The organism is Bacillus sp. CBEL-1 (genome assembly GCF_004348885.1).
In the GTDB taxonomy this organism is placed as follows: Bacteria; Bacillota; Bacilli; order Bacillales; family Bacillaceae_H; genus Priestia; species Priestia aryabhattai_A.
Genome location: NZ_SBIM01000011.1, coordinates 354,862 through 367,212 on the forward strand (window position 1 = coordinate 354,862; position 12,351 = coordinate 367,212).

Sequence of the window (12,351 nt, forward strand, 5' to 3'; positions counted from 1 at the left end):
AATAAACAGTACGTATTATTTTAACTTATCCACATGTGAATAACAATTGCTATCTTTTGTTTTTGTTTTTTTACACATAAAAAAAGCACTAATCACTTGTGATTAGTACTTTTAAAGACTGAATGTACAGGACGCATGAGTACACATCGCTTTGGTTCTTCTCCAACGGATAAAGTCTCTACTTTTTTATTCTTAGCAAGTGCTTGATGAATAACTTTTCGCTCATGTGCAGGCATAGCTTCTAACTGCACGGATCGATTTGTGCGTAGTACTTGATGGGCCATTTTCTCCGCTAACTGAACCAGTGTTTCTTCTCTTCTCTCACGGTAATTCTCTGCATTCAGAGTAATTTTAAAATAGTGTTTACTATAACGGTTTGCTACCAGTTGTGTTAAAAGTTGGAGTGCGTTAATCGTTTGTCCACGTTTACCAATTAATAGACCAATCGAAGAACTTGAGATATGAATTTCACATTGTCTTGATGTTTTTTTCACTTCAATTGCTGCTTCAATTCCCATTTGCGCTGTTACATCTTTAATAAATGATACAGCTTCTTCAACAGGATCCATTATTTTTTTCACATGAACAACAAAAGGTTTACCTTTAAAAATCCCTAAGAAACCTTTTTTCCCTTGTTCAACAACGGTAATCTCTGCTTTTTCTCTTGAAATATTTAGCTTTGAAAGAGCTTGATTGACGGCTTCTTCAACAGTTGGAGCTGTTACCGTTATATCTTTCATTTTTTAGCTCCTTGAGGGGTTGCTGAGCCTGCTTTTAAATCTGGTCCTTTGATAAAGTACGTCTGTACAATCATAAAGATGTTTCCGACAACCCAATATAATGATAAAGCTGCTGGGAAATTAATTGCAAAAACCACAATCATAATTGGCATTAACCATAAAAGCATAGCCATTTGAGGATTCTGATTTGCATTTCCCGCCATCATCATCTTCTGTTGAATAAATGTTGTAATTCCTGCAATGATTGGTAATGCAAAATATGGGTCACGTGAACCCAAGTCAAACCATAAAAAGCTGTTGTTTGCAATCTCTTCAGTTCTAGTAATAGCATGAAATATACCAATCAATATTGGCATCTGAATCAAGATTGGAAAACAACCTGCTAGAGGATTTACATTGTACTTTTGGAAAAGTTGCATGGTCTCTTGCTGTAACTTTTGCTGAGTTTTTGCATCTTTTGAGCTATACTTTTCCTTTAATTTTTGCATTTCAGGTTGCAAAACCTGCATTGCTTTTGTGTTTTTCATTTGTTTAACCATTAAAGGTAAAATTAATAATCGAATTAGAATAGTAACAATGACGATGGAAAAACCGTAGCTACCAAGTAAATTCGCAAAGTATACGATTACCATAGAAAGTGGATAAACAACATACTCATTCCAAAAGCCTTTGCTATCAGCAGTAATTGGCTGATTAATTTCCGTACATCCAGCCAAAACCGTCAAAAGAAAGACAAGTGTAATTCCTAGTAAAACTTTCTTTCTCACCTTTGCTCCTCCTTTAATAAGTTCCAACTTCCAAAACTGAAAGTTTGTCAAACACCATTATATAAGGATATAGTAGAAAAACAACATTTATTGAGAGTTCTCTTCTTCAGTTCGTGAACTGTTGAGCCTATGATGATAAAGCTTCGCTCTTTTAAATACATGCTGTAAACTTTTTTTCACTTCCTCATATTCCATCTCGGCTGCTGGTTTTCTAGCTATCACAATATAATCTTTATCCTGTTTGAGATATGGGGCAATTTCAAACATGACTTGACGAGCTAATCGCTTTACTCGATTTCGAGTAACAGCGTTTCCAATTTTTTTACCGACGGAAAAACCAACACGGAAATGCTGAAGCTCTGGTTGGTCTAGTACATATATAACAAATTGACGGTTCGCAAATGAATGTCCTTTTTGAAAAACCTTTTGAAACTCTTCATTTTTCTTGATCCGATATTTTTTTTTCATTTCAACACTCCTACCCTTTTTCAGGCACGTTTCCACCATGAATTCCATAAAGGATTAGAGGCAAACTTGTCCATTAAGTGAAAAAAAGACCACTGACGTCTCAGTGGTCTATTATGCTGATAATACTTTTCTTCCTTTACGACGACGACGAGCTAAAACTTTACGTCCGTTTGCTGAGCTCATACGAGAGCGGAAACCGTGTACCTTGCTACGCTTACGTCTGTTTGGTTGGTAAGTTCTTTTCATCTATAAACACCTCCTCGAGGAATAACTGAAAAAGACAGTCCTAACTATTATAATGAAAATAAGTAGAAATTGCAATGTTATTTATAAAATAATAAATGCTCTTCCTAAATCCTTTTCTCAACAGTCTTCTTAAAATCTTCTCCATTGTAATATTGTTGCTGTCCACTTGTCCATAGTAAATCCATACTTTCCTTCTTCTTTTTTATGGATAGCTTTCTACCTCTCCTTAAAGTACCGATTATCTTAATCCCTTCCTCATTTTCAAACACTTAAACAAAACTACGACATTTTTCTAAGGTTTTATTCATAAAAAGTCGTTTTTTGTATTGTGGATAAGTTTTTTCGACAAATTTAATAATCCACTTCGCTTATCGACAAGTGGTACACATCATCTTGTGTTGTGGAAAACTTTACTCCACAAGGTGTAGTGATTGTGGATAAGTTTCGAAAATCCGTTGCAACAACCGTTATTCTTTGATATTATATTTTTGTTTTCACTCTTAATTACTTTTCCACATATCATCTTTATCCACATATTGTGGAAAAGTTGTGGACATGTTTTCCACCCTTGTTATGAACTGTTATCCACAACATGTGGAATATGTCGAATAGTTGCTTTTCTTCTATAATATATATTTACCCACATAATAGCAATTGAATAAATATAAATTTTATATGCATAAACGATTTTAAAGATTGTACAAAAGTTGTACAAGTCGTTATTCTGATGGAAAAGGAGGCTTACTTCTTTGGAAAATATTCATGATTTATGGAACGGAGCATTGGCTGAAATTGAAAAGAAGTTGAGTAAACCTAGTTTTGAAACATGGTTAAAATCAACAAAAGCTCATGCTTTACAAGGTGATACACTTATTATCACAGCACCCAATGACTTTGCCAGAGATTGGCTAGAGTCTAGATATTCTAACTTAATTGCTGAAACATTGTACGATTTGACTGGGGAAGAACTAGATGTAAAATTTATTATCCCGTTAAATCAATCTGAAGAAGAGTTTGATTTAACTCCTCCTAAAAAGAATGTAAGCAAGGAAGATGGACACGAATTCCCACAAAGTATGCTTAATTCCAAATATACGTTTGATACTTTTGTTATTGGTTCTGGTAACCGCTTTGCTCATGCTGCTTCCTTAGCAGTTGCAGAAGCACCAGCTAAAGCTTACAATCCACTTTTTATCTATGGAGGAGTAGGGCTTGGGAAAACCCACCTCATGCACGCAATCGGTCACTATGTGCTTGATCATAATCCTGATGCTAAAGTTGTATACCTATCTTCTGAGAAATTCACGAATGAATTTATTAACTCAATTCGTGACAACAAAGCAGTGGAGTTTCGTAATAAATATAGAAATGTCGACGTTTTACTTATAGATGATATTCAATTTTTAGCTGGTAAAGAACAAACACAAGAAGAGTTTTTCCATACGTTTAATACGTTACATGAAGAAAGTAAACAAATTGTTATCTCAAGCGATAGACCGCCAAAAGAGATACCAACTTTAGAAGATCGTCTTCGCTCTAGGTTTGAATGGGGTTTAATTACAGACATTACGCCACCAGATCTTGAAACGAGGATTGCTATTTTACGTAAAAAAGCAAAAGCTGACGGCTTAGTAATTCCTAACGAAGTAATGCTTTATATCGCCAATCAGATCGATTCAAATATTCGTGAATTAGAGGGTGCTTTAATCCGTGTAGTAGCATACTCTTCTTTAATTAATAAAGATATTAATGCTGACTTAGCTGCTGAAGCTTTAAAAGATATCATTCCAAGTTCAAAGCCCAAAGTTATTACCATTCAAGATATCCAACAAATAGTCGGACAGCAGTTTAATGTAAAGCTTGAAGACTTTAAAGCAAAAAAACGAACAAAATCTGTTGCTTTTCCAAGGCAGATTGCAATGTACTTATCTCGTGAGCTTACAGACTTCTCGTTACCAAAGATTGGAGAAGAATTTGGAGGACGAGATCACACTACAGTTATTCATGCTCATGAAAAGATTTCAAAGTTGGTTCAAACCGATTCGCAGCTACAAAAACACATTAAAGAAATCAGTGACTCTTTAAAGATCTAATTTTTTCTCTCTTGTTTTTTGTGTATAAGTGAGGTAGGATTGTACACAGTCTGTCCACAGGTGGATAGGCTGTGTACTGGCGTTTGAAGGGGTTATCCACATTTCCACACCCCCTATTACTACTACTACTTTTTTTATAATAAATAAATAAGCTGTTTAAACCGACTTTTAAAGTAAAAAAGGAGGAAGGATTCCATGAAATTTAAAATTCAAAAAGACTATTTGGTTCAAAGTGTTCAGGATGTAATGAAGGCTGTTTCATCTCGTACAACGATCCCTATTTTGACAGGAATCAAAATTGTTACAACGGAAGAAGGAGTTACACTTACAGGAAGTGACTCTGATATTTCTATTGAATCATTCATCCCAAAAGAAGAAGATGGAAAAGAAATTGTAGAAATAGAGAAAACGGGAAGTGTTGTCTTACCAGCTCGTTTCTTCAGTGAAATCGTAAAGAAATTACCAAAAGAAGTTGTAGAATTAGATGTTCAAAATTTATTCTTAACAATTATTCGTTCTGGAAAAGCAGAATTTAATTTAAATGGTTTAGATGCTGAAGAGTACCCACATTTACCACAAATTGAAGAGAATAACGTGTTTAAGATTCCTACGGATTTACTTAAAAACATGATTCGACAAACTGTCTTTGCGGTGTCCACCTCAGAAACACGCCCTATCTTGACAGGTGTAAACTGGAAGGTGGAAGGTAAAGCGTTAACGTGTATTGCAACAGATAGCCATCGTTTAGCATTGCGTAAAGCAAATATTCAATCTGAACATGAAGTTTCTTACAATGTTGTTATTCCAGGAAAGAGTTTAAGTGAATTCAGTAAAATTTTAGATGATTCTAATGAACTAGTTGATATCGTCATGACTGAAAATCAAGTTTTATTTAAAACGAAGCACCTTTTATTCTTTTCACGTTTACTAGATGGAAACTATCCAGATACCTCTCGCCTGATTCCAGCTGACAGTAAGACAGACGTTGTTTTAAACGTTAAAGAGTTTCTTCAATCTATTGATCGCGCTTCGCTGTTGGCAAGAGAAGGACGTAATAACGTAGTAAAGTTATCAACTTTACCAGATGGGATTGTTGAAATTTCATCGAATTCTCCGGAGATTGGTAAAGTTATTGAAGAAGTTCAAAGTGAATCAATTGTTGGCGAAGATTTAAAGATTTCATTTAGTGCAAAATATATGCTTGATGCATTAAAAGCCCTTGAAGGCACAGATATTAAAATTAACTTTACCGGGGCTATGCGACCATTTGTTATTCGAACATTAGAGAATGACTCAATGTTACAGCTGATTTTACCGGTTAGAACATATTGATGTTGAAAGCTACTAGATTGTTTCTAGTAGCTTTCTTTTCTCAAGGACAATTATTTAGTAGAATAATGATAAGTAAAATAATTAGGGAAGTGAGCGGACTATGATGAAAACAGAAATTGAAATTTCAACGGAATATATTGCACTAGGTCAGTTCTTAAAGTTAGCTGATGTTATTCAGACTGGTGGAATGGTGAAATGGTTTTTAAGTGAACATGAAGTGTATGTGAACGGTGAGTTAGAAGAACGCCGCGGTCGAAAGCTATATCCAGGCGATCAAATAACAATCCCAGACATGGGTGAGTTTATTATTATATCTTAAGAGTTGGTGAATGGTTTGTACATTAAAGAACTTGCGTTAACAAACTATCGTAATTATGAAAAAACAACGGTTGCTTTTGAAAATAAGGTAAATGTCATTCTAGGAGAAAATGCGCAAGGAAAAACAAACATTATGGAATCAATCTTTGTTTTATCAATGGCAAAATCACATCGTACGTCTAACGATAAAGAATTAATAAAATGGGAAAGTGAATTTGCAAAGATTTCTGGTGTTGTAGAAAAAGAGCGTGGACCTGTGACGTTGGATTTAATCATTTCAACAAAAGGGAAAAAAGCAAAATATAATTACATTGAGCAACAAAAGTTAAGTCAATATATCGGGGCCATGAATACAGTTATGTTTGCTCCAGAGGATTTGAACTTAGTAAAGGGGAGTCCTCAAGTACGGAGAAGATTTATTGATATGGAAATTGGCCAAGTTTCCCCTGTATACATGCACGACTTAAGCAAGTATCAAAAAGTTTTACAGCAGAGGAATCAATATTTAAAACAACTGCAGACCCGAAAGCAATCTGATTTATCTTTGCTCGATGTCTTAACTTCTCAGCTTACAGAAGTGGCAGCTCGGATCTTAAAAAAACGATTTGAGTTCTTACAGCTTTTACAAAAATGGGCCGAACCTATCCATTTTGGAATCAGTAGAGGGCTTGAAAACTTACGTATCGAGTATAAAAATTCGATTGATGTATCAGAAGATGCAGATTTGTCGAAAATGATAGAAGCATATCATGAAAAATTTGATAAAATAAAAAGTAGAGAAATTGATAGGGGTGTCACTTTAATTGGCCCTCATCGAGATGACCTACTGTTTTACGTCAATGAAAAGGATGTTCAAACTTTTGGGTCTCAAGGGCAGCAGCGTACGACCGCTTTGTCTTTAAAATTGGCTGAAATTGAGCTGATTAACCAAGAGATTGGTGAGTATCCCATTTTATTGCTGGATGACGTTTTATCAGAGCTGGATGATTTTCGTCAGTCGCATCTGTTAAACACGATACAAGGAAAGGTTCAAACTTTTGTTACAACCACAAGTATTGAAGGAATTCATCATGAAACATTAGACAAAGCTGCTACATTTGCAGTAGAGGCTGGTGTCATACAAAAAATTAAATAGTTTTTTATACTGACAGCTTTTCAACGTTAATTTCAACAAAGTATGGTATCATTATAGTTTTAAGTCTAATGTTTTAAAACTTACCCTCAAAATTATGAAAGATGAGCTTTGCTTGTCTGAAGCTCCTAAGTGGTTTCCATTCGATTATTTTTAAGATACGTTATAAGAATACAACTATAAACAGTTCGCTGTTAATGAAAAGTGTAGGTGATACATTTGGCAATGGAACAAAAAGAAAAGCAATCATATGATGCTGACCAGATACAAGTGTTGGAAGGGTTAGAAGCAGTACGAAAACGTCCGGGGATGTATATCGGCTCTACGAGTGCTAAAGGTTTACACCACCTGGTATGGGAAATTGTTGATAATAGTATCGATGAAGCGCTAGCTGGTTATTGTGATGAAATCAACGTCATAATTGAGAAAGATAATAGCATCACAGTTAAAGATAATGGGCGTGGAATTCCTGTTGGTATGCATGAAAAAATGGGACGACCTGCTGTTGAAGTTATCTTAACAGTTCTTCACGCTGGAGGTAAATTTGGCGGTGGTGGATATAAGGTTTCCGGTGGCTTACATGGTGTGGGAGCATCTGTTGTAAATGCACTTTCTACTTATTTGGAAGTAAATGTACACCGAGATGGGAAAGTACACTATCAAAAATTTGAGCGCGGAGTTCCTGTAGCAGATTTAGAAGTAACCGGTGAAACTGATAAAACCGGTACAGTTATTCACTTCCAACCAGATGGTGAAATTTTTACCGAAACGTTAGAGTATGATTTTGATACATTAGCTAACCGATTACGTGAATTGGCTTTCTTAAATCGTGGAATTAAAATCACAATTGAAGATAAGCGTGAAGAAAATAAGGTACGTGAATACCACTATGAAGGTGGTATTAAATCATATGTTGAACATTTAAATCGTTCAAAAGAAGTAGTACATGAAGAACCAATCTACATTGAGGGAAATCGTGATAGTATCTCAGTTGAAATTGCTATTCAATACAATGATAGCTACACAAGTAATCTGTACTCTTTTGCAAACAACATCCACACCTATGAAGGTGGTACACATGAAGCAGGGTTTAAAACTGCTTTAACGCGTGCTATTAATGATTATGCGCGTAAGAATAATGTGTTTAAAGATAGTGATACAAATCTTACAGGTGAAGATGTTCGTGAAGGAATTACGGCAATCATTTCAATTAAACATCCGGACCCTCAATTTGAAGGTCAAACAAAAACAAAGCTAGGAAATAGTGAAGCAAGAACAATTACAGACTCTGTGTTTGCAGAACACTTTGAAACATACCTACTAGAAAATCCAGTGGTAGCGAAGAAAATCGTTGAAAAAGGGGTTATGGCTGCACGTGCTCGAATGGCAGCTAAAAAAGCACGAGAATTAACAAGAAGAAAAAGTGCTTTAGAAATCTCAAATCTACCTGGTAAATTGGCAGATTGTTCTTCAAAAGATCCTTCAATTAGTGAATTGTACATTGTAGAGGGTGATTCTGCAGGTGGTTCGGCTAAGCAAGGACGTAGTCGTCATTTCCAAGCGATTTTACCTCTGCGTGGTAAGATTATTAACGTTGAGAAGGCAAGGTTAGATAAAATTTTATCTAATAATGAGATTCGTACAATCATTACAGCATTAGGCACAGGAATTGGAGAAGATTTTGATATCTCTAAGGCACGTTATCATAAACTTGTTATTATGACAGACGCTGATGTTGATGGAGCTCATATCCGTACACTATTGTTAACGTTCTTTTATCGTTATATGAGACAGATTATTGAATCAGGTTACATTTATATCGCACAGCCACCACTATATAAGATTTCACAAGGGAAACGCGTAGAATATGCGTACAACGATAAGCAGTTAGAAGAAATTCTTCCAACGTTTTCAGAAGGATCTAAGCCTAACTTACAACGTTATAAAGGTTTAGGAGAGATGAACCCAGAGCAACTTTGGGAAACAACAATGGATCCAGATACGCGTACGCTTCTACAAGTCAGCTTACAAGATGCAATTGAGGCAGACGAAACATTTGAAATTCTAATGGGGGACAAGGTTGAACCACGTCGTAACTTCATTGAAGAAAATGCAAAATACGTTAAAAATTTAGATATTTAAATAAAGCATTTTTAAAGAATTAAAAAGAATGTTAAACGGCAGGGTAGATTTGTTTCTATCCTGCGTTTACATATGTGAACTACTATACTGAACTTCGTGAAGGAGGTTCTTATCGATGTCAGATAAACCAAACTCTCAAATTACAGAAGTAAATATTAGCCAAGAAATGCGTTCTTCGTTTTTAGATTATGCAATGAGCGTTATTGTTTCACGTGCACTTCCAGACGTACGTGATGGCTTAAAGCCGGTTCATCGTCGTATTTTGTATGCGATGAATGACTTAGGTATGACTTCGGATAAACCATTTAAAAAATCAGCTCGTATCGTAGGAGAAGTTATAGGTAAGTATCATCCTCATGGTGACTCAGCTGTCTATGAAACAATGGTACGTATGGCACAAGATTTTAGCTATCGTAATATGCTTGTAGATGGTCATGGTAACTTCGGTTCTATCGATGGCGATTCAGCAGCAGCGATGCGTTATACAGAAGCAAGAATGTCCAAAATTTCTATGGAATTATTAAGAGATATCAACAAAGATACTATAGATTATCAAGATAACTATGATGGATCTGAGAGAGAGCCAGTTGTATTACCGGCTAGGTTTCCTAACTTACTTGTAAACGGCTCAGCGGGTATTGCTGTAGGGATGGCAACAAATATTCCTCCTCATCAATTAGGAGAAGTAATTGATGGCGTACTAGCTATTAGTAAAAATCAAGATATTACAATTCCAGAGCTAATGGAAATTATACCTGGGCCAGATTTTCCAACTGCAGGTCAAATTTTAGGTAGAAGTGGAATTCGGAAAGCTTATGAAACAGGAAAAGGCTCTATTATTATTCGTGCCAAAGTAGAGATTGAAGAGCAGCCAAATGGAAAGCAGATCATTATTGTTAATGAGCTTCCTTATCAAGTGAATAAAGCTAAACTTATCGAAAAAATTGCAGAACTTGCTAGGGATAAAAAGATTGAGGGTATTACAGATTTACGTGATGAATCTGATCGATCTGGTATGCGTATTGTTATTGAAGTTCGAAGAGATGCAAATGCAAATGTCTTACTAAATAACTTATATAAACAAACGTCTTTACAAACAAGCTTTGGTATTAATATGCTTGCTTTAGTTGAAGGACAGCCAAAGGTTTTAAACTTAAAACAATGTTTACAGTATTATTTAGATCACCAAGTTGTCGTTATTCGTAGACGTACTGAGTTTGAATTAAGAAAAGCAGAAGCGCGTGCACATATTTTAGAAGGCTTAAAAATTGCTTTAGACAACCTGGATGCTGTTATTGCGTTAATTAGAGCTTCTCAAACAACGGATATTGCTAGAGAAGGATTAATGACACAATTCTCATTAAGTGAAAAGCAGGCACAAGCCATCTTAGATATGCGTCTGCAAAAACTTACGGGATTAGAACGTGAGAAGATTGAAGCTGAGTATCAGTCTTTACTAGCACTGATTGCTGAATTAAAAGCAATTCTAGCGGATAACGAAAAAGTGTTGGAAATTATTCGTGAAGAATTAATGGAAGTTAAAGATCGCTTTAATGATGGTCGTCGTACAGAAATTATAGCGGGTGGTTCAGAAGTTATTGAAGATGAAGATCTTATTCCAAGACAAGATATTGTTATTAGTCTAACACATAATGGATATATTAAACGATTGCCTGTATCCACTTATAAGAGTCAAAAGCGTGGTGGGCGTGGTATTCAAGGAATGAATACGAATGAAGATGATTTTGTTGAACATCTTTTAACAACTTCTACACACGATACAATTTTATTCTTTACGAATAAAGGTAAAGTATACAAGACAAAAGGATATGAAATTCCGGAGTATGGAAGAACTGCTAAAGGAATTCCTATTATTAATCTGTTAGAAGTAGATAAAGGTGAATGGGTCAATGCGATTATTCGAGTAGATGAGTTTGTAGATGATTGGTATTTATTCTTTACTACAAAACAAGGTATCTCAAAACGTACCCCATTATCTTCTTTTGAAAACATCCGTAATAGTGGCTTAATTGCATTAAGTTTACGAGAAGAGGATGAGTTAATCTCTGTAAAGCTAACAGATGGCAAAAGAGACATGGTTATTGGTACTAAAAACGGCATGTTAATTCGTTTTAACGAGAACGATGTCCGTTCAATGGGAAGAACTGCGACTGGTGTAAAAGGAATTACTCTTGATTCAGAAGATGAAGTAATTGGGATGGAGATTCTTGAAGAAGAATCAGATATCTTAATTATTACAAAGAATGGATATGGTAAGAGAACACCAGCTAATGAATACCGCATACAGACTCGAGGCGGTAAAGGTTTAAGAACATGTAATATCACAGACAAAAATGGTGATGTAGTCGCGTTGAAGTGTGTAACATCCGGTGAAGAGATTATGGTAATTACAGTCAGCGGTGTGTTAATTCGTCTGTCTGTTTCTGGAATTTCTCAAATGGGCAGAAACACTCAAGGAGTTAAAGTCATCCGTTTAGGAGATAGTGAGTTTGTTTCTACTGTAGCAAAAGTTCAAACATCAGAAGAAGATGAGGAACTTGATGAAGACAGTGAATCGGAATTAGACATGACAAGTGATGAATTACCTGAAAGTGAATAAGCAGAGTAAAAGGTTTTGGCATCTATGCCAAAACCTTTTATTTTTTCTATAGAAAAAAGCTTGTATTATCAAAAGGAATCTGATAGTATAGAAAAAGTCAGCAACGAGGTTTTATATTAAAACATCAAAAACTTGTTGACAACAAGTTCAAAACTTGTTATATTATAGAGGTCGCTTTTGAGCGATTTAAAAAAAAGAGTTCTTTGAAAACTGAACAAAGCGACAAACGTCAACGTTAATTTTTTAAACTTTTATGAGCAAGTCAAACATTTCTTCGGAGAGTTTGATCCTGGCTCAGGATGAACGCTGGCGGCGTGCCTAATACATGCAAGTCGAGCGAACTGATTAGAAGCTTGCTTCTATGACGTTAGCGGCGGACGGGTGAGTAACACGTGGGCAACCTGCCTGTAAGACTGGGATAACTCCGGGAAACCGGAGCTAATACCGGATAACATTTTTTCTTGCATAAGAGAAAATTGAAAGATGGTTTCGG

General features: G+C 35.5%; 10 protein-coding genes and 1 rRNA gene. 7 read left to right on the forward strand and 4 right to left on the reverse strand.

The window, feature by feature from the left end:
- Positions 1–92: 92 nt before the first annotated feature.
- The 4 genes from jag to rpmH all read right to left on the reverse strand — a co-directional run bounded on the left by jag (position 93) and on the right by rpmH (position 2,221).
- Positions 93–740 carry an RNA-binding cell elongation regulator Jag/EloR gene (jag, locus tag EPL02_RS09940; protein WP_131887575.1) on the reverse strand — a complete coding sequence of 216 codons (648 nt, stop codon included), beginning with the start codon at positions 738–740 and terminating at the stop codon, positions 93–95.
- Positions 737–1,507 carry a YidC family membrane integrase SpoIIIJ gene (gene spoIIIJ, locus EPL02_RS09945; protein ID WP_094910930.1) on the reverse strand — a complete coding sequence of 257 codons (771 nt, stop codon included), beginning with the start codon at positions 1,505–1,507 and terminating at the stop codon, positions 737–739. The genes jag and spoIIIJ overlap by 4 nt, the downstream gene beginning before the upstream one ends.
- A gap of 87 nt (positions 1,508–1,594) precedes the next feature.
- Positions 1,595–1,975 carry a ribonuclease P protein component gene (rnpA, locus tag EPL02_RS09950; RefSeq protein WP_094910929.1) on the reverse strand — a complete coding sequence of 127 codons (381 nt, stop codon included), beginning with the start codon at positions 1,973–1,975 and terminating at the stop codon, positions 1,595–1,597.
- A 111-nt stretch (positions 1,976–2,086) separates the two neighbouring features.
- Positions 2,087–2,221, reverse strand: a complete 135-nt coding sequence (rpmH, locus tag EPL02_RS09955) for a 50S ribosomal protein L34 (protein WP_025907870.1) — start codon at positions 2,219–2,221, stop codon at positions 2,087–2,089.
- A gap of 749 nt (positions 2,222–2,970) precedes the next feature.
- On the opposite strand from rpmH, the gene dnaA reads away from it, so the two are divergent.
- From dnaA to EPL02_RS09990, 7 genes are all read left to right on the forward strand, one after another.
- Entirely contained in the window at positions 2,971–4,314 is a 1,344-nt protein-coding gene (dnaA, locus tag EPL02_RS09960; RefSeq protein WP_131887576.1) for a chromosomal replication initiator protein DnaA, read from the forward strand.
- 195 nt (positions 4,315–4,509) lie between these two features.
- Complete coding sequence (dnaN, locus tag EPL02_RS09965; RefSeq protein ID WP_094910927.1) at positions 4,510–5,646, forward strand: DNA polymerase III subunit beta; 1,137 nt, start codon at positions 4,510–4,512, stop codon at positions 5,644–5,646.
- 103 nt (positions 5,647–5,749) lie between these two features.
- Entirely contained in the window at positions 5,750–5,965 is a 216-nt protein-coding gene (gene yaaA, locus EPL02_RS09970; RefSeq protein ID WP_094911223.1) for a S4 domain-containing protein YaaA, read from the forward strand.
- A gap of 15 nt (positions 5,966–5,980) precedes the next feature.
- Complete coding sequence (recF, locus tag EPL02_RS09975; RefSeq protein ID WP_094910926.1) at positions 5,981–7,099, forward strand: DNA replication/repair protein RecF; 1,119 nt, start codon at positions 5,981–5,983, stop codon at positions 7,097–7,099.
- A gap of 222 nt (positions 7,100–7,321) precedes the next feature.
- Positions 7,322–9,238 carry a DNA topoisomerase (ATP-hydrolyzing) subunit B gene (gene gyrB / locus EPL02_RS09980; protein ID WP_131887587.1) on the forward strand — a complete coding sequence of 639 codons (1,917 nt, stop codon included), beginning with the start codon at positions 7,322–7,324 and terminating at the stop codon, positions 9,236–9,238.
- Between the two features lie 115 nt (positions 9,239–9,353).
- Entirely contained in the window at positions 9,354–11,858 is a 2,505-nt protein-coding gene (gyrA, locus tag EPL02_RS09985; RefSeq protein WP_131887577.1) for a DNA gyrase subunit A, read from the forward strand.
- A 271-nt stretch (positions 11,859–12,129) separates the two neighbouring features.
- Positions 12,130–12,351: ribosomal RNA gene (locus tag EPL02_RS09990) — 16S ribosomal RNA — on the forward strand; the annotation flags it as partial.

What these genes read in the sequence shown, in the direction of transcription:
- yaaA (WP_094911223.1), top strand. Translation starts at nt 5,750, where the DNA reads ATGAAAACAGAAATTGAAATTTCAACGGAATATATTGCACTAGGTCAG.
- jag (WP_131887575.1), bottom strand. Translation starts at nt 740, where the DNA reads ATGAAAGATATAACGGTAACAGCTCCAACTGTTGAAGAAGCCGTCAAT.
- rnpA (WP_094910929.1), bottom strand. Translation starts at nt 1,975, where the DNA reads ATGAAAAAAAAATATCGGATCAAGAAAAATGAAGAGTTTCAAAAGGTT.
- dnaN (WP_094910927.1), top strand. Translation starts at nt 4,510, where the DNA reads ATGAAATTTAAAATTCAAAAAGACTATTTGGTTCAAAGTGTTCAGGAT.
- gyrA (WP_131887577.1), top strand. Translation starts at nt 9,354, where the DNA reads ATGTCAGATAAACCAAACTCTCAAATTACAGAAGTAAATATTAGCCAA.
- gyrB (WP_131887587.1), top strand. Translation starts at nt 7,322, where the DNA reads ATGGAACAAAAAGAAAAGCAATCATATGATGCTGACCAGATACAAGTG.
- rpmH (WP_025907870.1), bottom strand. Translation starts at nt 2,221, where the DNA reads ATGAAAAGAACTTACCAACCAAACAGACGTAAGCGTAGCAAGGTACAC.